At 58.0% G+C, this 23,294-nt stretch carries 22 protein-coding genes; 13 read left to right on the top strand and 9 right to left on the bottom strand.

Going from position 1 to position 23,294, the window contains the following annotated elements; all coding sequences use genetic code 11:
• Positions 1-106: 106 nt before the first annotated feature.
• On the bottom strand, positions 107-1,825 hold the full coding sequence (locus KGFNPO_RS15130) for a PQQ-dependent methanol/ethanol family dehydrogenase (RefSeq protein WP_472634501.1): 1,719 nt from the start codon (positions 1,823-1,825) through the stop codon (positions 107-109).
• Positions 1,826-2,286: 461 nt separating this feature from the next.
• Here KGFNPO_RS15130 and adh point away from each other — a divergent pair, with 461 nt between their 5' ends.
• The 9 genes from adh to KGFNPO_RS15085 all read left to right on the top strand — a co-directional run bounded on the left by adh (position 2,287) and on the right by KGFNPO_RS15085 (position 10,988).
• The gene (gene adh / locus KGFNPO_RS15125) at positions 2,287-3,807 is read left to right on the top strand and encodes an aldehyde dehydrogenase (protein WP_472632062.1); all 1,521 of its coding nucleotides are present in this window, start codon (positions 2,287-2,289) and stop codon (positions 3,805-3,807) included.
• A gap of 141 nt (positions 3,808-3,948) precedes the next feature.
• Positions 3,949-4,323, top strand: coding sequence for a DUF779 domain-containing protein (locus tag KGFNPO_RS15120; protein ID WP_472632061.1), 375 nt, complete (start codon positions 3,949-3,951; stop codon positions 4,321-4,323).
• 1 nt (position 4,324) lies between these two features.
• Positions 4,325-5,041 carry an ABC transporter ATP-binding protein gene (locus KGFNPO_RS15115; protein WP_472632060.1) on the top strand — a complete coding sequence of 239 codons (717 nt, stop codon included), beginning with the start codon at positions 4,325-4,327 and terminating at the stop codon, positions 5,039-5,041.
• Between the two features lie 22 nt (positions 5,042-5,063).
• Positions 5,064-6,053, top strand: coding sequence for a PQQ-dependent catabolism-associated beta-propeller protein (locus KGFNPO_RS15110; protein WP_472632059.1), 990 nt, complete (start codon positions 5,064-5,066; stop codon positions 6,051-6,053).
• Entirely contained in the window at positions 6,046-7,299 is a 1,254-nt protein-coding gene (locus tag KGFNPO_RS15105) for an ABC transporter substrate-binding protein (RefSeq protein ID WP_472632058.1), read from the top strand. The genes KGFNPO_RS15110 and KGFNPO_RS15105 overlap by 8 nt, the downstream gene beginning before the upstream one ends.
• Positions 7,296-8,093, top strand: coding sequence for an ABC transporter permease (locus tag KGFNPO_RS15100; protein WP_472632057.1), 798 nt, complete (start codon positions 7,296-7,298; stop codon positions 8,091-8,093). The genes KGFNPO_RS15105 and KGFNPO_RS15100 overlap by 4 nt, the downstream gene beginning before the upstream one ends.
• Positions 8,094-8,138: 45 nt before the next feature.
• Positions 8,139-9,161 carry an ABC transporter substrate-binding protein gene (locus tag KGFNPO_RS15095; RefSeq protein ID WP_472632056.1) on the top strand — a complete coding sequence of 341 codons (1,023 nt, stop codon included), beginning with the start codon at positions 8,139-8,141 and terminating at the stop codon, positions 9,159-9,161.
• The gene (locus tag KGFNPO_RS15090) at positions 9,146-9,943 is read left to right on the top strand and encodes an ABC transporter permease (protein WP_472632055.1); all 798 of its coding nucleotides are present in this window, start codon (positions 9,146-9,148) and stop codon (positions 9,941-9,943) included. Before KGFNPO_RS15095 ends, KGFNPO_RS15090 begins: the two co-directional genes overlap by 16 nt.
• A 235-nt stretch (positions 9,944-10,178) precedes the next feature.
• On the top strand, positions 10,179-10,988 hold the full coding sequence (locus tag KGFNPO_RS15085; protein ID WP_472632054.1) for an ABC transporter ATP-binding protein: 810 nt from the start codon (positions 10,179-10,181) through the stop codon (positions 10,986-10,988).
• 166 nt (positions 10,989-11,154) lie between these two features.
• On the opposite strand, the gene KGFNPO_RS15080 is transcribed toward KGFNPO_RS15085, so the two are convergent.
• Positions 11,155-11,811, bottom strand: a complete 657-nt coding sequence (locus KGFNPO_RS15080) for a PhaM family polyhydroxyalkanoate granule multifunctional regulatory protein (RefSeq protein ID WP_472632053.1) — start codon at positions 11,809-11,811, stop codon at positions 11,155-11,157.
• 90 nt (positions 11,812-11,901) lie between these two features.
• Positions 11,902-13,203 (bottom strand): branched-chain amino acid ABC transporter substrate-binding protein, encoded by a 1,302-nt coding sequence (locus tag KGFNPO_RS15075; RefSeq protein ID WP_472632052.1) that lies wholly within the window; start codon positions 13,201-13,203, stop codon positions 11,902-11,904.
• An 89-nt stretch (positions 13,204-13,292) separates the two neighbouring features.
• Here KGFNPO_RS15075 and KGFNPO_RS15070 point away from each other — a divergent pair, with 89 nt between their 5' ends.
• Positions 13,293-14,486: a DUF3108 domain-containing protein gene (locus KGFNPO_RS15070; protein ID WP_472632051.1), complete on the top strand. Its 1,194-nt coding sequence runs from the start codon at positions 13,293-13,295 to the stop codon at positions 14,484-14,486.
• Between the two features lie 2 nt (positions 14,487-14,488).
• A complete protein-coding gene (locus KGFNPO_RS15065) occupies positions 14,489-15,253 on the top strand; it encodes a DUF3108 domain-containing protein (RefSeq protein WP_472632050.1) in 765 nt (254 codons plus the stop codon).
• 326 nt (positions 15,254-15,579) lie between these two features.
• On the opposite strand, the gene KGFNPO_RS15060 is transcribed toward KGFNPO_RS15065, so the two are convergent.
• From KGFNPO_RS15060 to KGFNPO_RS15050, 3 genes are all read right to left on the bottom strand, one after another.
• The gene (locus tag KGFNPO_RS15060; protein ID WP_472632049.1) at positions 15,580-18,597 is read right to left on the bottom strand and encodes a transglycosylase domain-containing protein; all 3,018 of its coding nucleotides are present in this window, start codon (positions 18,595-18,597) and stop codon (positions 15,580-15,582) included.
• Positions 18,598-18,897: 300 nt separating this feature from the next.
• A complete protein-coding gene (locus KGFNPO_RS15055; protein ID WP_472632048.1) occupies positions 18,898-19,776 on the bottom strand; it encodes a sulfurtransferase in 879 nt (292 codons plus the stop codon).
• Complete coding sequence (locus tag KGFNPO_RS15050) at positions 19,776-20,723, bottom strand: DMT family transporter (RefSeq protein ID WP_472632047.1); 948 nt, start codon at positions 20,721-20,723, stop codon at positions 19,776-19,778. The genes KGFNPO_RS15055 and KGFNPO_RS15050 overlap by 1 nt, the downstream gene beginning before the upstream one ends.
• Before the next feature lie 234 nt (positions 20,724-20,957).
• Here KGFNPO_RS15050 and KGFNPO_RS15045 point away from each other — a divergent pair, with 234 nt between their 5' ends.
• Positions 20,958-21,278: a type II toxin-antitoxin system RelE/ParE family toxin gene (locus KGFNPO_RS15045; protein WP_472632046.1), complete on the top strand. Its 321-nt coding sequence runs from the start codon at positions 20,958-20,960 to the stop codon at positions 21,276-21,278.
• Positions 21,279-21,291: 13 nt separating this feature from the next.
• Positions 21,292-21,618, top strand: a complete 327-nt coding sequence (locus KGFNPO_RS15040) for a helix-turn-helix domain-containing protein (protein WP_472632045.1) — start codon at positions 21,292-21,294, stop codon at positions 21,616-21,618.
• A gap of 138 nt (positions 21,619-21,756) precedes the next feature.
• Here KGFNPO_RS15040 and KGFNPO_RS15035 read toward each other — a convergent pair whose 3' ends face one another.
• Genes KGFNPO_RS15035 through KGFNPO_RS15025 form a run of 3 tightly spaced genes read right to left on the bottom strand, consistent with a single transcriptional unit; the run spans position 21,757 to position 23,294 of the window.
• A complete protein-coding gene (locus KGFNPO_RS15035) occupies positions 21,757-22,419 on the bottom strand; it encodes a cytochrome b/b6 domain-containing protein (protein WP_472632044.1) in 663 nt (220 codons plus the stop codon).
• Positions 22,416-22,883, bottom strand: a complete 468-nt coding sequence (locus KGFNPO_RS15030; RefSeq protein ID WP_472632043.1) for a diheme cytochrome c — start codon at positions 22,881-22,883, stop codon at positions 22,416-22,418. Before KGFNPO_RS15030 ends, KGFNPO_RS15035 begins: the two co-directional genes overlap by 4 nt.
• A gap of 33 nt (positions 22,884-22,916) precedes the next feature.
• Positions 22,917-23,294 (bottom strand): DUF1924 domain-containing protein, encoded by a 378-nt coding sequence (locus tag KGFNPO_RS15025; RefSeq protein ID WP_472632042.1) that lies wholly within the window; start codon positions 23,292-23,294, stop codon positions 22,917-22,919.

Here is a 23,294-nt window from a genome sequence, read left to right as displayed (position 1 = left end):
AAAAACTGACGACCGCAGCCGTCAGTAAAAATGACTCCAGGCAAGCAGGGAGACAAGCTGCTGCCGACTACCGGAGTCAAGCGCTCGCAATCTACCGATCGGGTCCTTATTTGGAAGCGAGTTTGAAAACCCAAACGCTGCCGCCCTGTTCCAGATAATTCACTTTTTTAGCCACTTCGCCACCCCACAGCGGCACTGCGCCGCCCCAGCCCGAGACGACGGCGACATACTGCGTATCGCCTTCCTGCCAGGTTACCGGCGGCGCCACGACGCCGGAGCCGGTCTGGAATTTCCACAGTTCCTTGCCGGTCTTGGCATCCACCGCTTTCAGGAAGCCCTCGGGCGTGCCGTAAAATACCAGGCCGCCGGCGGTGGTCATCACGCCACCCCACAAAGGCGCGTTATTCTTGACTTCCCACACGATTTTGCCGGTCTTGGGGTCCACTGCGCGCATCGCGCCGATGTAATCGTCAAAGTTGGGTTTGATGGTAAAGCCGGCGCCGAGGTACGCTGCGCCTTTTTTGTACGAGATCGGCTCATTCCAGATATCCATGCCCCATTCATTGGACGGCACATAGAATAGTTTGGTCTGCGGGCTGTATGCCATCGGCATCTGATTCTTGGCACCCAAAAATCCGGGCGCTGCAAATGCGGTTTTCCCTTTCTTGCCTTCCTCGCCTTTGGTCGGGTCGCCAGGGCGGCCGGCAGGAATTAAATTTGGTCGTCCTGTTTTAAGGTCGATGCCGCTGGCCCAGGTGATTTTCTTGACAAACGGGAAGGCATTTTCAAGCTTGCCGTTTTTTGCATCCACTACATAGAAAAAGCCGTTGCGGTCAGCCTTGCCGCCGAAACGTTTGCCATCCATGTCGAAGGTGACGAACTCGTTGACGCCGTCATAGTCCCAGCCATCGTGCGGCGTGCTTTGATAACTCCACTTGATTTTGCCGGTGTCCACATCCAGCGCTACGGTGGACGACGAGTACAGGTTATCGCCGGGGCGTAAATGACTGTTCCAGGGTGCCGGATTGCCGGTGCCAAAATAGGCCAGGCCGGTCGATGCATCGTAGGTGCCGCCGAGCCAGGTTGCTGCGCCACCGGTTTTCCATAAATCGCCAGGCCAGGTCTTGTTGACGGTGCCGCTAATACCGTTTTCAATTCCTTTGCCGTCCTTGTCGTACTTGTAGCCCATGTGTCCTTCCACCATAGGCCGCATCCAGACCAGTTCGCCGGTGCGCGGATTGCGCGCTTCAACCCGGCCGACTATGCCGAATTCGCCGCCGGAGACGCCGGTGAGCAACAATCCCTTGGCAATCAACGGCGCTGCCGTCATCGAATAACCGGCTGCATAATCGTCTATCTTCTCTTTCCAGACGACTTTGCCGGTGTTTTGGTCAAGCGCTACCAGTTGCGCATCGAGCGTGCCGAAAATCACCAGGTTGTCATACAGTGCGGCGCCGCGATTGACCACATCGCAACAAGGCATGATGCCTTCGGGCAAGCGGTGTTCATACTTCCATAGCTTGGCGCCGGTTTTCAGATCCAGCGCATAAATGCGCGAATAGGAGCCGGTCACGAACATCTTGCCATCGTGAATCAGCGGCTGCGATTCTTGCCCGCGCTGCTTCTCGCCACCGAATGAAAATGCCCAGGCAGGCGTCAATTTGTTGACAGTCTTGGTGTTGACCTGGGTCAGTTTGGAAAAGCGCTGTCCCTGTTGCCCCATTCCCCACGACAAGACGCTGCCGTCTGAATTTTTTTCTATCATTGCATCCGTTACGCCCGCTGCATGCGCAGCGGATGCACTAGTCAGCGCAATGCCCACCATTAACCCTAATAATTTTATATGCACAACAATCTCCTCTTGAAATGACAGACGAACCAATTATGTGAAGCACATAACGGCAGGGAGATAGGCAAAGTACGTGCCATCGGATAATCACCTTGAAAAACCTGTTTTCCAGCCATTCGCAGGCAGAAAGCAGGCTGACATCGCGCGTCCAGTCAATCGCTTGTATCCGTACATTTTTGATTGCAGCGTCCAACATTGGGTCAATTTGAAACAGTCATTCTTGCACTGTTCAAAAAACAACCACTTTCAGCAAAATCAGGCGCGACAGATCGATGTGTTCACCTAGGCCGCTAGAGCGTTGGCACCCTAAGTGATGCGCCATTGCAGGGCTTGCTGCGCGAAAAACCAGGCTGGCATGGCGCTTGCAATAGCAGGTATGTGCACGACGCACTTGTGGCAAAGACCAATCGACATAATCACTTAAGAAAGAGGACGACATGAATCTCGCAGACATCAGCAAATTAGGCGTCAAGAACCCATTCAAACAACGCTACGACAATTTCATCGGCGGCAAATTCGTGCCGCCGGTCAAGGGTGAATACTTCGCCAATATCACACCGATTACCGGCCAGCCATTCTGCGAAATCGCACGCTCCACCGCAGAAGACGTCGAACTGGCGCTGGATGCAGCCCATGCCGCCAAAGATGCCTGGGCCAAAATTTCGCCAGCCGACCGCGCCAATATCCTGAACAAAGTCGCCGATCGGATCGAAGCCAATCTGGAATTGATCGCTACTGCCGAAACCATCGACAACGGCAAGCCGATTCGCGAAACCATGAATGTCGATATCCCGCTGGCGATTGACCATTTCCGCTACTTTGCCGGTTGCATCCGCGCTCAGGAAGGCAGCGTTTCGCAGATCGATTCCGAAACCTATGCGTATCACTTCCATGAGCCGCTCGGCGTGGTCGGTCAGATCATTCCGTGGAATTTCCCAATTCTGATGGCGGTCTGGAAACTGGCGCCTGCACTGGCTGCCGGCAACTGCGTGGTGATGAAGCCAGCCGAACAAACGCCGGCATCCATCCTGGTTCTGATGGAACTGATCCAGGATCTGCTGCCAGCCGGTGTGGTGAACATCGTCAATGGCTTTGGCCTGGAAGCCGGCAAACCGCTGGCCTCCAGCAAACGCATCGCCAAAATAGCCTTTACCGGCGAGACCGGCACCGGCCGCCTGATCATGCAATACGCGGCGCAAAATCTAATTCCGGTAAGCCTGGAGCTGGGCGGCAAATCGCCCAACATCTTCTTTGCCGATGTGATGGATCAAGACGATGATTTCTTCGACAAATGCCTGGAAGGTTTCGCGATGTTTGCGGTGAACCAGGGTGAAGTTTGCACCTGCCCATCGCGGGTATTGATCCAGGAATCGATCTATGAAAAATTCATGGAACGTGCGTTAAAACGCGTGGCTGCCATCAAGCAAGGCAATCCGCTCGATGCAACTACGATGATGGGCGCTCAGACTTCGCAAGAGCAGATGGATAAGATCATGTCCTACATGGACATCGGCACCCAGGAAGGCGCCGACAAACTGATCGGCGGCGAGCGTTGCGATCTGGGTGGCGATCTGGCTGGCGGCTATTACATCAAGCCGACGATATTCCACGGCAATAACAAGATGCGCATCTTCCAGGAAGAAATTTTTGGCCCAGTGGTATCGGTCACGACCTTCAAGGACGAGGCAGAAGCGCTGGAAATCGCCAATGACACTATGTTCGGTTTGGGCGCTGGCTTGTGGACCCGCGATGGTTCGCGCGCCTTCCGCGTCGGCCGTGCAATCCAGGCCGGCCGCGTCTGGACCAACTGCTATCACCTGTACCCAGCCCATGCTGCGTTCGGCGGTTACAAACAGTCCGGATTCGGTCGCGAAAATCACAAGATGATGCTGGATCATTACCAACAAACTAAAAACTTGCTGGTCAGCTATAGCCCGAAAGCGCTCGGCTTCTTTTAAGCCTTGATGTTGTAGGTTGGGTAAGCGCAGCGTAACCCGACATCCACAGTCGCAAATGTCGGGTTACGCGATGAAGCCGCTAACCCAACCTACCGATTCCGGCTCGCTTTGCTCAGTACCAACCTACGTTGGAGTCAATCTATGACGCACACAATCCCACGCGTGACGGCAACCCAGGCAACGCTGGATTTGCTGCAGACGCTGCATCAGAAACACGGGCCGCTGATGTTTTTTCAATCCGGCGGCTGCTGTGACGGTAGCGCGCCGATGTGTTACCCCGCAGGTGAATTCGCAATCAGCGCTACCGACGTCCATTTGGGCGAGATTAATGGCACGCCGTTTTACATGGGTGCCGAGCAGTTCGAATACTGGAAACACACCCAACTCATCATCGATGTGGTGAACGGCAATGGCGGCATGTTTTCACTGGAAAACGGTTCAGGCCAACGCTTTCTGACGCGCTCGCGCTTATTCACCGATGCCGAATGTGCGACCCTGGAACAACAGGATAAATAGCATGACGCTGCGCGTGACTTCAATTTGCAAATCGTTCGGGCAGCGCAAAGCGCTGGATAACGTCAGCCTGCATGTCGCCGCCGGTGAATTTCTGGCGCTGCTCGGCCCCAACGGCGCCGGCAAAACCACGCTATTTCAAATACTTTCAGGACTCTTCATCGCCGACCAGGGCAGCGCTGTTATTTGCGGCGCAGATATCGGCATCACGCCGATTCCCGCCTTGGCGCAACTGGGGATCGTGTTCCAGCAGCCGGCCCTGGATCTGGATCTGAGCGTTACAGCCAATCTGCAGTTTCAGGCCAACCTGCACGGCATTGCGCGGGTTGAAGCAAAACAGCGCATCGCAGATTGCCTGGCGCGCTTCGGCCTGTCGGAACGGGCACAAGACAGCGCCCGAGTTCTGTCCGGCGGCAACCGGCGCAAGGTGGAGTTGGCGCGCGCGTTGATGACGCGCCCCAAGTTGCTATTGATGGATGAAGCCACCGTCGGCATCGATCCGGCTTCGCGGATGCAAATCATTGCGGATGTCAAAGCACTGTGCAGGGAACAAAACATGGCGGTCTTGTGGGCCACGCACCTGGTGGATGAAGCCGACAGTGCGGATCGCATCATCGTGATGGCCAAAGGCCGGGTCCAATTCGATGGGCTGCCGGCACAACTGCTTGCCAGCCAGGAATGCGCAACATTGACCGATGCTTTTTTACGCTTGACTGAATAAGTACCAAGGGAGACGCAGCAGCATGACAATAAAAATCCAAAAACTTTTGCCCACGTGTGCAATGGCTGTTGCGATTGCATTTTCTGCATCGGCAGCGGCCAAACAAACCGGAGCGGTGTTTATCTCCAGTGAAAAAGACAATCAGATCACCGTACTGGACGGCAAGACGCAGCAACAGATCGCAACCATCAACGCGTGCAAGCGCCCGCGTCACATGCAATTGACAATCGATCGACAACGGCTGATCGCCTTATGCGGCGATGACGGCAGTGCCATCGTGGTCGATGTCGCCAGCAAAAAAGTAGTCGACAAGATCAAGTTGCAAGAGGGCGCTGAAATTTTCGATCTGTCACCCGATGGCAAGAAGCTCTATTTCTCCAATGAAGACGATGCCACCATCGTGGCGGTTGATCTTGCCAGCAAAAAAGTGCTGAGCGAGATCACGGTAGGCGAAGAGCCGGAAGGCGTATTGGTGACGCCGGACGGCAAGACCTTATATGCGACCTCGGAAGTGGCCAGCCTGGTGCATGTGATCGACATTGCCAGCGGCAAGATCATCAAGAATATCGAAGTCGGCAAGCGGCCGCGCCGCTTTGCGCTGACCCCGGACGGCAAAGAGCTATGGGTTACCTGTGAACGTGGCGGTTCGGTGAGCATCATCCGCACTGCTGACAATAGCGTTGCCGGCACCGTCAAATTCCAGCCCAAGGGTTTCCGCGCCGACGATGTCACTCCGGTGGGCCTGCTGATGGCCGCCGATGGCAAAACCGCGTACGTGGCGCTGGGCAAGGCCAACCATGTGGCGGTGGTCGACGTGGCGAGCCGGAAAGTGAAGAACCTGATCCTGGTCGGCAAACGCGCCTGGGGCCTGGCGCTGTCGCGCGACAATGCGACGCTGTATGTTGCCAACGGCTTGTCGGACGATGTCTCGGTGGTCGATGTTGCCCAGGGTCGCGCCGTGAAAACAGTGAAGGCCGGCCGGGTGCCGCATAGCGTGGTGATCGATGATTAATCCGGCTATTGATTTCAGACTCGGCCGCTGGCGCAGGGTGCTGGCGTGCAAGGTTCTGGCGTGCATCTTGCTGGCAACTGCAAGTTGCGCAATACAGGCGCGCACATTGACGATCGGCGTCGTGTATGCGCCGGACGATGCGCGCTATGCAGCTAAGCTGCTGGATAAAAGTTATCCCGGCCATCCGCTGGGCCGGCCCAAAGCGGGGGCCGAAGTCGCCATCGCTGAATCGAACTTTCAGCTAGCCAATGCGGGTTTGAAAATCGCGTTGCAGGATGTGCCGCTGGATAACGTCCAACAGGCACAGAAGCAGATCGTTGCAATGGCGCAGAAGGGCGTTCGGAATTTTCTGCTGGATCTGCCTGGCGCGACTGTGGCGGAATTGAGTAAAGCACTGCAAACCACCGACGTCCTGCTGTTCAATGTATCGGCGCCGGAGGACAACTTGCGCCGCGCCGCCTGCAGCGCGAACCTGTTTCATACGCTGCCGGACGAATCGATGATGGCGGATGCGACCGCACAATTCCTCACCGCGCACAAGTGGACCAGAGTGCTGCTGCTGACCAGCACCGCAGCTGCCGATGCATCCCGCATCGCAGCGACCAGGAAGGCGATCAAGCGCTACGGTATCAAGGTGGTGGCCGACAAGCTTTTCAAGCTGTCGAATGATCCGCGCGAGCGCGATCTGGGCAATGTGGCATTGCTCACGGCAGGGATTGATGCCGATGCGGTGTGGGTGGTGGACGCCGACGGTGAATTCGCGCGCGATGTGCCTTACCGCACCAATCTGCCGCGTCCGGTGGTTGGTAGCGCCGGCTTGGTGGCCGAAGCCTGGCAAACCTCATGGGAGCGCTATGGCGCGCCGCAATTGTCGCGGCGTTTCAAGAAAGTGGCGAACCGGCCGATGGCGGGTGCCGATTGGGCCGCATGGATTGCCACCAAGGCCATCATCGATGTCGCGCTCAAAGTGCCGGATGCGCGCCAACATCGGCGCGCCTTGCGCAGCACGGATCTGGTGCTGGATGGCTTCAAAGGCGCGCGCGTGTCGTTTCGCCTTTGGGATCAGCAGTTACGGCAACCGGTGTTTCTGGCGCACGGCGGCATCGGCGGCGGGATCGCCGGAGTGGCGCCTTTCGATGGTTTTTTGCACCCCCGCAATAATCTCGATACCTTGGGCGCAGATGAGAGGGAATCGCCCTGCAAACTCAGCGATAGCGGTAACAACGTCTCAGGAAACAAGAAATGAGAACCGCGCACGCCTTGCTGGCTCTGCGCGCGATTGCCGGCCGCGAAATTCACAAGTTCTTGCGCCAGCCCGGGCGGTTGATTTCGTCGCTGGTGCGGCCAGCCTTGTGGCTGGTGGTGTTTGCCGCCGGATTCCAGAACGTTTTCGGGGTGGCGATCCTGCCGCCGTATGACACTTACGTCGAATATCGGGTCTATATGGTGCCTGGGCTGGCGATGATGGTGTGCCTGTTCAACGGCATGCAATCCTCGTTGGCGATGGTGTACGACCGCGAGATGGGCGTGATGCGTTTGTTGCTGACCGCGCCGTTACCGCGCGCTTATTTGTTGGGATGCAAGCTGGCTGGCACCACTTTCCTGTCGGTCCTGCAGGCAATCGCTTTTTTTATACTGGCGCTGCTGTTCGGCATCGACCTTACCATCAGGCAAATCGTTATCGCCATGCCAGTTTTGGCGCTGGGCGCGTTGATGCTGTCTGCATTCGGTCTGATGCTGTCGGTCTACATCAAGCAATTGGAAAATTTCGCCGGCACCATGAACTTCGTGATTTTTCCGATGTTCTTCTTGTCGACCGCCTTGTATCCGCTGTGGAAAATCGAGGAATCCGGTGCACTATGGATTCATCTGCTGACCCGGCTCAATCCGTTTACCCATGCAATCGAAGCACTGCGCTTTAGCTTGTATGGCCAGATCGAGCCGACTTCGCTGGCAGTGGTTGCCGCCAGCACCGTGGTCTTTTACCTGATTGCCGCAGTCGGCTATGACCCGCAACGGGGATTGATTAAATCGGTGTAAACCCGGGTTGAAACCATCCTCCGCTATTTCGCATGGAGCAGCATTATGTCCACTCGTTTCTACTTTCGTATTTTAGGCGCACTGCTGTTGCTCTTACTGCTCCCGCTGACCAATCTATACGCGAATGACCAGCCATTAACATTAACAACAGTGCGGGTGGGCGTGCTGGAATTCGGCACCGTCAATTGGGAACTGGATGTAATCCAAACCCTGGCACTGGCCAAGAAGCGCGGCATAGATATGCAAATCGTACCGCTGGCGTCGGGCGATGCCTCCACGATTGCGCTGCAAGGCGGCGCGGTTGACATGATCGTATCCGACTGGATCTGGGTCAACCGCCAGCGCGCCGAGTCCAATCTGTACACCTTCGCCCCGTATTCCAACGCGGTGGGTTCGGTGATGGTCAAGTCCGATAGCGGCATTAAAGTGTTAGCCGATTTGAAGGACAAAAAGCTGGGCATTGCCGGCGGCCCGGCGGATAAAACCTGGCTATTGCTGCGCGCTTACGCGCAGCGCAAGCTCGGCGTCGATCTGACCCAATTCACCCAGCCCAGCTATGCAGCGCCGCCATTGCTGAATGAATTGGCGTTGCGCGGGCAAGTCGATGCGGCTCTGAATTTCTGGCACTATGCGGCGCGCCTGGAAGTGAGCGGGATGCATCCATTAATTGAAGTGCCGGAAATTCTCAAGGGGCTGGGGATAGCAAAGCCGATTCCGTTGATCGGCTGGGTGTTTCGTGAAGATTGGGCGACAGCCAATAGTGCGGCGGTCAAAAATTTCCTGGCTGCATCGTATGAAGCGAAAGCCATCTTGGCTACTTCGGACGCGCAATGGGACCGGCTGAGACCGAAAATGCGGGCTGAAAACGATGCGGTATTCAAGGCGCTGCGGGCGAAATTTCGCGCCGGTATTCCAGTCTGCTCCGATCCAGACACACTGAAGGCGGTCGCCGCCACCTTCAAAATTCTGGCAGACAGCGGCGGCGAAAAACTGGTCGGCAAGTCAAAGAGCCTAGCCAGCGGTACTTTTTGGCCCGGTTTTACCCTTCCGCCATGCAAAACGCCTTGAAACCCGCATTGAAATCCGCTGTGCGCCCCGGTACCCGGTTCGCGCAAAGCCGGTGGGCCCGCATCCTGCCTGTTTTCCTGTTTGTCTGCCTGTGGCAAGTGCTGGCGATAACACTGGAAAGCAAAACCCTGCCGTCACCAAGCGCGGTGATATCCACTTTGTGGCAAGAGATTTATGCCGGTGATTTACTGTTTCATCTCGGCATGACGTTGCGCCGGGTCGCGCTCAGTTTTGTCGCTGCGATGCTGATTGGCGTGGCCTTGGGGATACTCATGGGCGGATCGAAGAACTGGGATCGCTTGCTCGACGCTTTCCTTATTCTGGGGCTGAATATCCCCGCGCTGGTAACCATTATCCTGTGCTACATCTGGTTCGGCCTGTCCGAAACGGCGGCCGTGATCGCCGTCACCGTGAATAAAATCCCGATGGTTGCCGTCAGCCTGCGCGAAGGTGCGCGAGCGGTGGATAAAAACCTGCTGCACGTGGCCAGGGTATATCGCTTATCGCGCCGCGATACTTTCTTCAAAGTGTATTTGCCGCAACTCACGCCCTATCTGTTCGGTTCGGCCCGCAACGGCCTGGCGCTGATCTGGAAAATCGTACTGGTGGTGGAACTGCTGGGACGCAGCAACGGGGTCGGCTTTCAGATTAGTAGTTTTTTCCACTTTTTTGATATCACCGGCATTCTGGCTTACACGCTAGCCTTTGCATTGGTCATATTCAGTGTCGAAGTTTTATTGTTGCGCCCGCTGGAAACGCACCTGAACCGGTGGCGAATATGATCCTAGATTCCTCAGTTGACCGCTTATTATCTTCGATAAACATATGAATTCATTGAAATTTTTCATGATTAAGCAGTTCGCCGTTTGGGTGAGCACGCTACATGTGCGATTGCACACTTTTCCGGCCCTCTGGCGTTGTTGCTCCTCCTAGCGGAATGCAGTCCGCTTCGTCGTCTCGCCTAGCCAGAGGGCCGGAAAAATGCACACTCACGCCTGTCCAACTAAGGAATCTAGGATGGCTTTGCTGACGGTAGATATCCGCAAGAAAACGTATGCGAACGGCTGCTGCGCGATTGAAAATCTGGCATTTACCGCGCAGCCGGGCGAGTTTGTCGCGATTGTCGGCCCGTCCGGCACCGGCAAGACGACCTTGCTCAATCTGATCGCCGGGCTTGATCGGGATATGGATGGCAGCATCGCGTTGCACTCGGTGCCAGCGCGGCAGGCCAGCCCCGGGACCGGCTTCATGTTCCAGGAGCCGCGCCTGATGCCGTGGCTCACCGTGCAGCAAAATTTGGCGCTGGTTCTAAGCGCGCAAGCGCACGCACACCAAGTCGCGAAATTGCCGGATTTGCTGGCGCAAGTGGGCTTGCCGGGTTGCGGCGCCATGTTTCCCGGCCAATTATCGGGCGGCATGCAGCGCCGGGTTGCGCTGCTGCGGGCCTTCATCGTCGAGCCGGATGTATTGCTGATGGACGAGCCGTTTCAGTCGCTCGATGCACCCACCGCCAATCAGCTCAGAATCCTGCTGCAAGACCTGTGGCAACGCACGTGCCCCACCGTATTGTTCGTCACCCACAGCCTGCGCGAAGCGCTCAGTCTGGCCGACCGGATTTTGTTCCTCTCGGCCCAGCCTTCCAGAGTGATCCTGGATTTTCCAGTCAATCTGCCGCACCCACGCACCATCGAAGACGTGTCGGTGCAGAAATTGCATACATCCCTGCTGGATCAATATCCGCAATTGCTGGCAGGGAAGATCGCGCCTTTGCGCGGGAAAACCACGCATAGCGCATCCCTGTATGCGGTAAAGGGCAACCTTGGCTGAGTTTAGGGTGAGAATATACTGTATTGTGTATTTTTTATATGTCAATTAAACCATGCGTAAAAGTGCCATATTTCAGTCATACTCCTGTAATCAGCGACGGAACCCAGGACTTCCAATGCGGCAAAGCAAGCCGGAGCGGCGGTAAGCCGCGCTGCTTGCTGCCGGTTCAGGCTTTGGGCGCAGGCTTGCGCTTGGGTGCGGCTGGCGCAGGTTTTGCTGCAGCCGGTTTTGGGGTAGGTTTGGCGGCGGGTTTGTGCGGCGCGGCTGGGGTTGTGGGCGTTGCGGCAACGCTGGTGGCTTTGGTTTCCGGTTCGACGATCGCATTGCTGACCGCTTGCTTGAACTGATTCTGCAGGATGTCCCACCATGCGGCCGGGCTGGCCATCTGGGCCGCAAGTTCCGACGGCGCGCTCACCGTCGCCTTTGGTGCTGGCGGTGTTGGCGGCGTAGGCGGAGTGATGGCGGGCGCAGCCGGGCTGGTGTTCCCGGATTGCAGTGCCGACCAGAATGCGCTGGTATCGAATTTTTCTTCGGTGCTGCTATTGACTGCCGTCTGGAAGGCGCTGCTCATCGATTGCAGTGTGCCGATGGTGGCGCGCTGCACTTCCATGGTCTGGATCGTATTGCGCAACATGGTCATGTTGACGTTGAGCCAGGTTTCGACCGCCTTCAGGTCGGCTATTTTCTGCTCCAGCTCTTCCACCGACAGGGTCGGCGCTACCATCGCCGGCATGCCGGGAACGCTCATGCCGCCCCATAGCTTCTTGACGAAATCGAGCGTATCGGTCATCGGTCCTGCGCCAAACATATTACCTTGGGTCATGATTGTTCTCCGTTATGTAAATTATCAGCGTAGCAGATATCAGCGCCTTGCGGCAGGCAAACGACGCATGTTACGCGGCTGGTTTTAGCTTCAATGCGGGCGCGCCATGCGGCAACTGGTCGGCAATGCGGTGGCCGGGCCTCTCAGGTAAAGTTCGGTCTTGAAGCCGAAGCCGCTGCCTTCGTTGTCAAAGCGGATGCTGCCGTCGGCCAGTTTTTGCATCACCGACACATACAGCGGCTGGATCAGTTGGTGGTCGGAGGCGCGCATGGCGGCGCTATGGAAGGCGTTGGCAAAACGCGCTCCTTCGAGCGCAGTTGCCACCGCTGCGGCCTCGGTGCTGTGGGCTTTTTCGATGGCTCTGGCCAGCATTTCTATCATCAGATGCATGCGCAGGTGGACGTAATCGTCTTCCGGTTGCGGATAGCGCTGCCGGAACGCCCGATAGAACTGGTCGGAAGCCGATTTTTTGCCGCCGCCGGCGTTCGGATGCCACTCGGCCACCGCGCGCACGCTGCCCACGCCCGCCTCGCCGATGGCTGCCGGCGCGCCCAGGCCGTTGCCATAGAAGGTATAAAACTTGACGTTCAGACCGGATTCGCGGGCCGACTTGACCAGCAAGGTCAGGTCATTGCCCCAGTTGCCGGTAATCACGGTATCGGCCCCGCTGGCCTTGATTTTGGCGATATAGGGTGCGAAATCCTTGATCTTGCCGATCGGATGCAGCAGTTCGCCGACGATCTCGATGTCGGGCCGTTTTACGCGCAACTGGCTGCGCGCCGCCTGCGCCACCAGGCGGCCGAAGCTGTAATCCTGGCCGATCAGATACACCCGCCGGGCGCGGCTATCGGTCTTGATGACTTCGGTCAGCGCATGCATGCGCATGTCGGCGCTGGCATCGAAACGGAAGTGCCAGAAACTGCATTTGTCATTGGTCAGGGCCGGATCGACGGCGGAATAATTCAAGAACAGCACGCGCTGCTTCGGTACCCGTTGGTTATGCTTGTTGATTGCATCGACCAAGGCCAGCGCTACCGCCGAACTGTTGCCCTGGATAATGAAGGGAATGCCCAAATCGGTGGCGCGCCTGAATTCGACCAGCGACGCTTCGACGCTTTGCTTGTTGTCGAAAATGCGCAATTGCAGCGCATGCTTGCCGTCCGGCAAAGCGACCCCGCCGCGGGCATTGATCCGCTCAATAGCCAGTTGCACGTTGCGCTGCACTGCAGCGCCGGCATTGGCGAACGGGCCCGACATGCCCTCGATCATGCCGATTTCGATCGGCGCTGGCGTGCCTGCGGTAGTTGCGGCAGCTGCTGTTGCTGCTGAGACTGCGCTGTGGGCCGACAGAATGCAGCATAGCGAAATCAGTGCGATTAAAAATTTCGGCATAGGTGGCGGCCTGAAAAAAACGCTTATTTTACGCGCTGACCAAAATATGTTGCACTGCGCTTCCGGCTGCCAGCATATACACTTGCGGGATGACGAAATCCATCCATTCAGCGCCATCAGCCCAGCCAAAACGCTGGCTTGCCCTGCTGCTTGCCTCTGTCTTGCTGCATGGGATGGTGTTGAATCAGGCCGGCTGGCAGATTGGCATTCCCACGCCAACTGCGCCACCACCGTCGCATAACGTCGTCACCGCGCAATTGCACTTGCGTCAGACGCCGACGCCGGCTTCTGTAGCGCCGCCACGCGCAGTGCGCAAGCCGGCCGTTAAGACGACGCCAAAACCAAAGCATCAACCGGCGTCCAAGCCGGCAGACGCCATCCCGAGCGCGCCGGCAATGAGCGCGGTCGCCCCGCCAGAGACCATCCCAGTTGAGACAACAGCATTGGCGGATGCGATGGCCGGCATGGAAGTGCCGGGCAGCAGCATCGAGCCCGCCATCGTGCTGACGCCGGACGATGTGGCGGCAGCGCGCACTGGGCCCGACGCTGAATCCGAATCTATCGCCGAATCCGACACCAAGTCCGCCGCCGCATTGCAGCAGGCAATCGACCCGCCGCCGCCGGTGCTGATCAAATACGAGGTGCAATCGAAGAAGGATGGCAAGGCCGTCTACGGCAGCGGCAAAATCGCCTGGAATACCGATGGCAATGCCTATACCGTCAACGGCGAAGCCAGCGTATTGTTCTTTACCGTACTGGAATTCCACAGCGAAGGCGCGCTCGATAGCTTCGGCGTGGCGCCGCTGTTGTATACCGAAAAACGCTTCCGCAAGTCGGCCACCAATACCCACTTCCGGCGCGAACCGAAGGTCGTCAGCTTTTCCGCTTCCACCCTGACGTATCCGCGTCAGGGCGGCGAGCAGGATCGGGCCAGCATCATTTGGCAACTGGCCGCTTTGGGCCGCGGCGATAGCAGCCTGTTCGCGCCCGGGGCGCAGATCGAGGTCATGGTGGCCGGCGTGCGCGACGCCGAAACCTGGCCTATCCGCGTCATCGGACTGGAACAGATCCAGTTGCCGGCGGGTCAGATGCAGGCATGGCATCTGGTGCGGCAACCGCGCGCCGCTTCGTTTGAGCAGAAGATCGACATCTGGCTGGCGCCGCAGAATCAGTGGTATCCGGTCCGGCTGCGCTATACCGAAAATAATGGCGATTACCTCGACATGGCCGCCTCGGTCATCGAGCAGATCGCGCCACCCTCTACCAACCCACAGGAACAATAAATATGTTGCGCCATACCTACTCCAACTTGCTGGCCCTGTGCTTGTGCTGCGCTGCTGCCACGGCCACAGCCACAGCGCAGCCGCTGCCCGAGCATCCGGTCAAGCGTTATGCCACCAACCTGGCGCCTTCCGCCGACTTGTTCTACGGCATCAAAGCCAGGCAGAGCGGCATTTCCCTGAGCGGCAAGGCCAACGTCGAATGGCGCGCCCAGGATCGGCAATACAGCATCAGCACCCAGACCGAGGCCGCGATTCTGGGGCGGATTCTGGACGCCGGCAGCAGCGGCGCGATTGATGCATTTGGCCTGGCGCCGCTGCAATCGACCGAAAAACGCTTTCGCAAGCCGCTCACCACCACCAGCTTCGACCGTCAAAACAAGGTCATCCGCTTCACCGAATCCGAGCTTAGTTACCCGCTCAAAGGCGGCGAACAGGACCGCACCAGCGCAATCTGGCAATTGGTAGCGGTCGCGCGCGGCGCACCGAACAAGTTCAAGGCCGGATCGCAATGGCGGTTTTTCGTCGCCGGGCAGCACGATGCACAAGCCTGGAGCTTCAAGGTGATCGGGAAAGAAGCCATCGACACGCCGCTCGGCACGCTGCAAGCGATGCATGTACTTAAAATGCCGCCGGCCGATTCTAAGGAACAGCAACTCGACATCTGGCTGGCGCCCACGCGCGACTGGTATCCGGTGCGGCTGCGCTTTTCCGAGGCCGATAGCGATTTCATCGAACAAACGCTGGAGCGCATCGACCGGGTTAATTAATATACAGACAAAAGTATTTTTAAAACCGCGCTATATGCATGCGGTAAATGGCATGTTTTTACCTATACTCATGAATTTTTTAAATTTGTGGGTTGGGTTGCGCTCACTGTGGCAAGTGAAAAATATTGGCGATTATCCCCACTGGAAAGCCATTAGCTTGTAGGTGCGAATTTATTCGCACACTTAGCGATTCAATGTGAAAGCTGATGCGAATAAATTCGCACCTACGGCGCTGCCAGCCAGTAGGGGCGGGTTCCAAACCCGCCCTTTCTCCGCCAAACTACGAGGGCGGGTTTGGAACCCGCCCCTACTGCAACATCCCAGCCTCAATGCACGCAAGCGCTGGCTCCGTCTGGCGCTGCATTGATCAAGGGCAGCAGCCGCGGCGCCAGCACTTTCAGCAGTTGCACCGGCAAGCCGCTGGTGAAATCGTAATCGGCCGCTTGCGGGCCGGCTACGTAGGCGATGATGGTGCCGAAGAAGCGCTCGTCGATGTTGAAGACGAAGGTGGCGGTGCGGTTCACCACCCGCGATGAAATCAACTGGCCGTGCGCGCCGTAAGTGTCGAAGCGGTGGTCGCCGGTGCCGGTCTTGCCGCCGACCGGGATGCTGCTACCGTCGGGCCGGATGAATGCTCCCCGGACCCGTTTGGCGGTGCCGTCTTCCACCACCAGCCGCAACGCGCCGCGCACCGCTTGCGCCACTTCGGGCGCCAGCACTTGTTCCGCCGCCCCTGATTTGTGTTGCAGCAAGGTTTCATACGGCGTCGTGGCGGCGAAATGCAGCGATTTGATGCGCAGATCCGGCTTTCTGACGCCATCGTTGACGATGATTCCCATCAATTCCGCCAGCGCCGCCGGACGATCGGCCGACGCTCCCAGCGCCGAGGCATAGGACGGCACCATGGTGTCGAACGGATAACCGAGGCGCGCCCATTGCCGGTGCACTTCCAGAAAACCTTCGCCTTCGAGCAGATTCAGAATTCGCGTGTCCTGCTTATTCTTGCGCCGGGTCTTGAACAGCCATGCGTACACTTCCTGCCGCTGCTCGGCGCTGGCTTGCATGACTTGGGTCTGGGTCGCGCCCGGATGGTTGCGCAGATAGCCGACCAGCCACAATTCCAGCGGGTGAATCCGGGCCAGATAGCCGCGGTCGGCCAGCGACATGTTTTGCGGCGCGTATTGCTGATACAGCGTGGCGATTCTTTTTTCGCCCAGATCGGTTTCGGGCGGCAGCTGGTTCTTCAGAAAGGCGGCAAACTGATCGGCCGGCGCATCCGGCAAAATGGTGCGGAAGATGGCGGCCAGCCGCGACACGCTCGGACGCACGTCTTCCAGCAGCACATCCTCGGCCTGCTGCGCGGTCTTGCCCTGGTATTTGACCAGGAAGCGGCGCATGAATACCTGCCCTTCGCGGTCGGCGAAGCGGGCCAGATATTCGGCCCGGCGCGGATCGTCGGCGTCGTGCAGCAGCTTGGCGGTGGAGCCGGGGATCTGGAACATATAGTGATGCACCACGTCGCGCATCAGGCGGATGAACACCAGGTTGATCGAATTGCGCAAGGCGTCGCGCACCGACATCACACGGCTGTCGTCGGCGTGCTGGAAGTTATCAAAATGGTGCAGGCCGCCGCCGGTATAAAACCCTTCCGCCGGGCTGGCCGAATAGCGCCGCTCCAGCGCTGCAGCCAGCATCGGGCTCAGGTTCTTGTCTTGTGCGCTGGCCATATAATCGACCGCCCAGCGCGTCAGAACGTCTTTGGGGTCCACTTCCTGCGCGCGCAATTGCGCATTCTCCAGCGGCGCCAGGCGCTGGTGCAGATTGGCGATGATGTCGAGATAAGTCAGCAGCGTGCGCAGTTTGGCGGTCGAGCCGAGGTCGAGCTTGGTGCCTTCGTTGATATTGAGCGGCTGGTCGAAATTATCGGTCTGCACCCGCAGCATATTGGCGCTCAAGCCGCGCTCGTAAAGGGTGAAGCTGTACACCACATTGGCCGGATCGCCGCGCCCCAGTAAATTCTTGCTGTCGAGTCCGGCCGCTGCGGCGTTGGCCGGCAGGCGCAAGCCGCGCAGCAAATCGGCGACCGCCGCCTGCACCGGCGCGTCCAGCGTGCTGGCCACGCTGACATCGAGCCGGTCCAGATCGTACAGGCGGCTGCCGCCCAGCAAGCCGGCCAGATGCGTGCGCACCGTGTTGGCCGCCTTGCGCGTAATGAAGGAAAACGCGGGCGCTGCGTCCCGGCTCGGATTCCGGTTCAGCTTCGCCCCCAGCGCCGCATCCCGCAGCGCCGGTGGAATCACGCCGACGCTGCCCAGCAAGCGCAGATAACTGTTGGTCAACTGCTCCAGTTCGGCTTCTTTGCCGTTGAAATAATAGGACGGCCGGCGTTGCGAGATCAGCAGGCTCAGCGCCTGTTTGTACAGCAGCGCCTGCTCGGCTTGGTCGCCGGTCGGACCGGATTTCAGGATGCGCTGCACCTCGGCGAAGTCGCGCCCGTACCAGACCCACAAACCGTCGCCGATGCCATGCACTTCGCCGAAGCCGGGCCGGGCCGAGAGCGGCATGGTATTCATGTAATTGACCACGATCTGACGCCGCGCCGCGCGGGTGTCTTCGCCCTGTTGGTAAGCGCGCAACGAGGCTGACACCATCTGGCGCAGCTTGTCCTCAATCGAGGCGGTGCGTCCGTCGGGAGAGTGGCGGTATTTTTCGATCTGGGTCGCCAGCGTGCTGCCGCCGGCGGCTTTGCCGGTACCGCCGACCTTCTGCAAGGCTTGATTGAACGACGCGATTGCCAGCCGATCCCATTCCACCGCCGGATTGCGCTTCGGATAGCGCACATCGAGCAATTCGCGGTTCTCGATGAACAGCAGACTATCGATCAGAGTCGGCGCCAGTTCGTCAAAATTCTTGAAGACCCGCTGCGGATAGCGCTCCGCAAACAAACGCTCGTTGTGGCAGTCGAAAATCGTCAGGCCGCTCTGGAGTTTCTCCGGATACGGGGCGAAATAACCGTCGTCGACCAACTGCGCCATGCGCGGCGAGATCCGGGCCTGCTGCATGATTTCGAAGTCGTGCTTTTGCAGATTGCCGATCAAAGTCGGTAATTCGGAATAGCCGAGGCGCTCGTCATACGGTGTTTTCTGCGGGAACCGGATCGACGGACTGGGGCCGGGTCCGACCGCATACGTCATCTTCTGCGCCAGTGAGGCAAAAAAGCGCGCCTGATAAGCCGAAGTGCGCATTTCCTGCACTGTCAGCAATCCAACGACGACGAGTGCAATCAATAGCGTGCCTGCCAGCGCTGCCTTGAACCAAAAATATAATGATTTTTCTTCCCGCATATAGATAGTTGAGTGAGGTTTAGTGAGGATTATTCTGCGCGGGTCAGGGGCGTATGATACATCCCCGCCAGACGGGCGCAGCAAACATCCTGTCACTTAAAAACCACACTTCTGTACGGCAGATATCTCTCGCAGTGACGATAAGGGCAGCGCGAGACGGCGCAAGAAATGCATTACATCAACATTGGCATATTCGATATTTTTTCAGGGATATTAATTAAATATCAGGAGTATATGAAAAAATATGCAATTTTCCGCATATAAGAAAAGCGGCGAATAAAAATACCAATAATAGTATGTCTACCCGCCAGTCGCCACCGGACGCGCTGGGTCGGCGCACCATTCGCTCCAGGAGCCGGGATACAGCGCCGCACCGGACAGGCCGGCGACTTCCATTGCCAGCAGGTTGTGGCAGGCAGTGACGCCGGAACCGCATTGGGAGATGGTCGTTTGCGGGGTGTCGATCAGGGCGGCGAATTCGGCCTGCAATTGGGCCGCCGGTTTGAAGCTGCCGTCGGCTTGCAGGTTGTCCTTGAAGAAGCGGTTTTTGGCGCCGGGAATATGGCCGCCAATCGCGTCCAGGGTTTCGTTTTCGCCGCGGAAACGGTCCGGCGAGCGGGCGTCCAGTACCGTGCGCGCTCCGCTGGCTAGATTGGTCAGCACGGCGGCAGCGTCTACGCTGGCGGTCAGCGTGGCGCGGGCGGTGAGCGTGCCGCGTCGCAGCGCCGGCGCGGTGGTGGTCAGCGGGTGGCCGGCCTGTTGCCAGGCGGGCAGGCCGCCGTCAAGCACCGCGACCGCATCGTGCCCGACCCAGCGCAGCATCCACCACAAGCGTGCCGCGAACATGCCGCCGCTGGCGTCGTAGGCGACTACTTGGGTGTCATTATCAATGCCCCAGTTGCGTAGCGTTTCCACGAATACGTCGCGCTCCGGCAACGGGTGGCGGCCGCAGAATTGTCCATCGTGGCCGGTCTTGGGGCCGGCCAGATCGCAGTCGAGGTGCGCGAATTGCGCTTGCGGCAGATGGCCGGCGGCATAGGCACTGCGCCCTGCTTCGGGATGGGCGAGGTCGTGGCGGCAATCCAGCACGACCCAGTTGTTGTCGGGTCGGGCTTGCGCCAGGCATTGCGCCAGTTCGGTGGCGGTGATCAGGGTGGTGAATGCGGTAGTAAATGACATCAGGCGCTCCTGGGGTTGATGGTTTCCGGGTCGTTCGCAATGGTTTCTGCGTCTGCCGCCAATGTAGCATTACGGGCATCGGTGGCATTGCGGGCATTGTAATAAGTGGCGCTGATGCCGCTGATCAGGATCACCGCGATGCCGATCCAGCTATTGAGCCCCAGCATATCGCCCCAGATCAGGATGCCCCACAGGCTGGAAAACACGATGCCGCTGTATTGCAGGTTGGCGGTGACCAGCGTATTGCCGAGCCGGTAGGCGCGCGTCATGGCGACCTGGCCGATTGTGGCGCAGATGCCTACGCCCAGCAGCAGTGCGATCCCGCGGCCGCTATGCGTTTGCAGCAGCGCTGACGGGCTCATGATGAGCGTGCCGCACAAGCCGGCGCTCAAGCCAATCAGCGAAAAATAGAACACGACCCGGTACTCGGGTTCGCCCATCAATCCCAGCCGGCGCACCTGCAAATAGGCCAGCGCAGAGAGCATGCCGGAGACCAGCGCAAACACGCCGCCGACCCACTGGTCGGCATGGATGGTGGGTTGCAGCAGCAGCGCCACGCCGGCAAAGCTGGCCGCAATCGCCACCGCAAAGCCCCACTCCAGATGCGTCTTGCCGCGCCACCAGCCGATTGCAAACAGGATCACAGCAAGCCAGATCGGCGCGGTGTAATTGAGCGTGACCGCCATCGCCAGCGGCAGTACGCTGAACGAATAAAACCAGCACCAGAACGCGATCACCCCAACCACGCCGCGCCACAGATGCTCGCGTCCCAGCGCAGTGCGCAGCGTGCCGCCATTCAAGCGCACCAGCGCCAGCATGAACAGGACACCGATCAAGCCGCGAAACATCACGATTTCAGAAGTCAAATACAAGTCTGACGCGAGCTTGACGCAGACGCCCATGATGGCGAACAGAAAAGTGGCGCACAGCATCCAGAGTGATTGCATAGGGTAGGGCCGGGAAAAAAGTGGAGGTGGCGGCGCGAATTAAGCGAGATTCAGGTAAGAATCGTTTGCGCAAATCGCAAAGCCGATAGTGTAGCCGAGCTGGGCTGGCTGAGAGATTTTACAAATGGTGCGGTTTTGTGGTCGGGAAGCTGGCATCGCAGCGCGCAACGCCGGTTGCCGGAAAATTCATTATATTGAATTGATTTCGATTCATATTTGAACTAATATTGATTCATGCAGCCTAATTACAAACGCCCATTTAGCCAGTATGTCAAAAAAGCACATAAACCGTTGCAGCTCGCGATTGAAGATGCGGTCGAGGACGTATGCGCCAATCCAGACATAGGAGAGGCAAAAGGCGGCGACCTGGCGGGAATTCGGGTCTATAAGTTTGCATTCAATCGCCAGGAATATCTGGTGGCTTATCGGCCGCCAACGGAGGAGCAGCGCCACCAAGTTGTAAAGGTTGAATTACTGATGATCGATTTTTACCAATTGGGTGTACATGAGAATTTTTACGATGACCTCAAACGGTATTTGAAGTCGGAAGGATAGCAAGATGAGTACGATGACAGCCGAAGAACTTTTCCAAGATCTAAAAACGATGCCTGTGAACGAGCGCGCCCGCTTTTTTACGCTGCTGTCCATCAATGCATTTCGTGATGAAAATCTGAACCATGAGCAAGTATTCGGGCATCTGGCCAACGCTGAATTTACCGCTCAGGAAGCTGCCGAATACCTGGAAATTTCCATATCCACATTCCAGCGCTATGTGCATGATGGCAAAGTCAAACCAAGTGGCGCGCTAGGCCGCAATCGACTGTTCTCAACGCGTGATCTGAAAGCATTTAAGCGTGCGCTTAAAGACGTGAAGCGCAGGTCTATCCGCCAGTAGGGGCGGGTTCCAAACCCGCCCTGCACTTTGACGGTGAAAGGGCGGGTTTGGAACCCGCCCCTACGAGAGTATGGTTTGCGAAGCTCGACACGCAGTCCAGGCATGTCAAGGCTAAATTCAAATGTCTGGCTGCCAGCATCACGCAAAAAACATAAACCACCACAACCCCGCCAGCAAGCCCACCAAAACCAGCGCCAGCAGCGGCTTGGCGGTGCGGATTTGTTCGCCTGCGGCAACGATTTTTTTGCCGGTCAACATCGCGCGCACCAGATTTTCCTGGTGCGCCAGCGAAGTCAGGATCACGGCTGCAATATGGATCGCGACGATTGCCATTAACAGATTCGCCAAGGTTTCATGGACCTCGGACAGCCAGTCGCCGCCGATTTCCGTGTAACTGGCGTAACCGCTGGCGACCAACACCGCGGTTACGCTCAGAATTGCCAGAATCGCCAGCGCACCAGCCGGATTGTGGCCGACATAATGGGCCGGCCGGCGTTGCAGCCAGGAGCGAAAATACGTGATCACTGCCGCCGGTCCGCGCACAAACTGGCTGAAGCGGACGTAGCGCGTGCCGATCAGGCCCCAGATCAGGCGAAACGCAATCAGCAGCGCCATCGAATAGCCGAAGCTGAGATGCCAGAGCTGCCAGCGCTCGCTTTCCGAGGTCAGCCATGCGCCCAGAAAAGAGAGCGCGAGCGACCAATGGAAGACGCGGGTCGGCAAATCCCACACCAAGGCTGGCTTTTGCACTTTCATTTCAGAATTCTGATGCAGGGTCAGGTCGGCGGGTTGCGGTTTCATTTCGGAATCCTGACGTTGTCATCATCGAAATCGCCCTGTGCCGCCTGGGTATGGCAAGCCGAGCAGTTGGCGCGACCCTTGATCGCGGTGCGCAGCCAGACCGCATCGCCGATTTTGCGATGCTTGCGGGCAAACCAAGCGCTGCTGGTGATGCGGTTGTCGGGCGACGACTCGGCAAATTTGCGCGAGCCGGCCGAATATTTGTCCAGCCAGGCGGAAATCTCGGTTACCGACTTCGCATCGATGCTGGCATCGGTGCCGTAATGTTTGTCCAGCGAGTGCATGATGCCCAGCCAGGATTTCGACGGCAGCAAGCCCGGCGCATACGGGATATGGCAACTGGCGCATTCGGCTGTATAGGATTTCGGCATGCTGTTGGGCATGCCGACGTTATCGGCCAACGCGTAGGCCGATAGCAGCGCGGCACAACTGCCGGTGATGATCAGGCGGGTGATTTTATGCATGATGGGGTCCTGGTTAGTTGTTTATTGAATTGCTTATTTGATGGTCAGCAGCCAGGCGATGATGTCGACTTTTTCCTGCGAGGTGCATTCCCTGGCCAGCACGTCTTTGCAATTGCGCTTGAACCATTTTTCGGATTTGGCGGCGTCGGTGAAGCGTTTTTCGTTCGCCGCCGGTGCCAGCGGCAGGATGCTTTTGCCGGTCACAATGTGCTGGGTGGTTTTATTCGGGACATCACTATGGCAACTGGCGCAACTCCATTCGCGCCCGTGCTTGCTGGTGAAAAATTGCTGGCCGCGCTGCACCGACGGTTTGCCGGGAGCGGCTTGATACGGCTGCATCATTTCTTGCGGACTTGCTGCCCAAGCGGGTGTGCCGAGCATCATCGCCATCAGTAACAGGGTTTTTTGCAT

The organism is Gelidimonas diazotrophica, assembly GCF_055694025.1.
This window is presented reverse-complemented; position numbering and strand designations above follow the sequence as displayed.

Coding starts and splice junctions, on each gene's coding strand:
- KGFNPO_RS15035 (WP_472632044.1), bottom strand. CDS start 22,419: ATGAAACCGCAACCCGCCGACCTGACCCTGCATCAGAATTCTGAAATG.
- KGFNPO_RS15115 (WP_472632060.1), top strand. CDS start 4,325: ATGACGCTGCGCGTGACTTCAATTTGCAAATCGTTCGGGCAGCGCAAA.
- KGFNPO_RS15055 (WP_472632048.1), bottom strand. CDS start 19,776: ATGTCATTTACTACCGCATTCACCACCCTGATCACCGCCACCGAACTG.
- KGFNPO_RS15085 (WP_472632054.1), top strand. CDS start 10,179: ATGGCTTTGCTGACGGTAGATATCCGCAAGAAAACGTATGCGAACGGC.
- KGFNPO_RS15080 (WP_472632053.1), bottom strand. CDS start 11,811: ATGACCCAAGGTAATATGTTTGGCGCAGGACCGATGACCGATACGCTC.
- KGFNPO_RS15130 (WP_472634501.1), bottom strand. CDS start 1,825: ATGGTGGGCATTGCGCTGACTAGTGCATCCGCTGCGCATGCAGCGGGC.
- KGFNPO_RS15075 (WP_472632052.1), bottom strand. CDS start 13,203: ATGCCGAAATTTTTAATCGCACTGATTTCGCTATGCTGCATTCTGTCG.
- KGFNPO_RS15105 (WP_472632058.1), top strand. CDS start 6,046: ATGATTAATCCGGCTATTGATTTCAGACTCGGCCGCTGGCGCAGGGTG.
- KGFNPO_RS15025 (WP_472632042.1), bottom strand. CDS start 23,294: ATGCAAAAAACCCTGTTACTGATGGCGATGATGCTCGGCACACCCGCT.
- KGFNPO_RS15100 (WP_472632057.1), top strand. CDS start 7,296: ATGAGAACCGCGCACGCCTTGCTGGCTCTGCGCGCGATTGCCGGCCGC.
- KGFNPO_RS15090 (WP_472632055.1), top strand. CDS start 9,146: ATGCAAAACGCCTTGAAACCCGCATTGAAATCCGCTGTGCGCCCCGGT.
- KGFNPO_RS15040 (WP_472632045.1), top strand. CDS start 21,292: ATGACAGCCGAAGAACTTTTCCAAGATCTAAAAACGATGCCTGTGAAC.
- KGFNPO_RS15030 (WP_472632043.1), bottom strand. CDS start 22,883: ATGCATAAAATCACCCGCCTGATCATCACCGGCAGTTGTGCCGCGCTG.
- KGFNPO_RS15050 (WP_472632047.1), bottom strand. CDS start 20,723: ATGCAATCACTCTGGATGCTGTGCGCCACTTTTCTGTTCGCCATCATG.
- KGFNPO_RS15065 (WP_472632050.1), top strand. CDS start 14,489: ATGTTGCGCCATACCTACTCCAACTTGCTGGCCCTGTGCTTGTGCTGC.
- KGFNPO_RS15045 (WP_472632046.1), top strand. CDS start 20,958: ATGCAGCCTAATTACAAACGCCCATTTAGCCAGTATGTCAAAAAAGCA.
- KGFNPO_RS15110 (WP_472632059.1), top strand. CDS start 5,064: ATGACAATAAAAATCCAAAAACTTTTGCCCACGTGTGCAATGGCTGTT.
- KGFNPO_RS15070 (WP_472632051.1), top strand. CDS start 13,293: ATGACGAAATCCATCCATTCAGCGCCATCAGCCCAGCCAAAACGCTGG.
- adh (WP_472632062.1), top strand. CDS start 2,287: ATGAATCTCGCAGACATCAGCAAATTAGGCGTCAAGAACCCATTCAAA.
- KGFNPO_RS15095 (WP_472632056.1), top strand. CDS start 8,139: ATGTCCACTCGTTTCTACTTTCGTATTTTAGGCGCACTGCTGTTGCTC.
- KGFNPO_RS15060 (WP_472632049.1), bottom strand. CDS start 18,597: ATGCGGGAAGAAAAATCATTATATTTTTGGTTCAAGGCAGCGCTGGCA.
- KGFNPO_RS15120 (WP_472632061.1), top strand. CDS start 3,949: ATGACGCACACAATCCCACGCGTGACGGCAACCCAGGCAACGCTGGAT.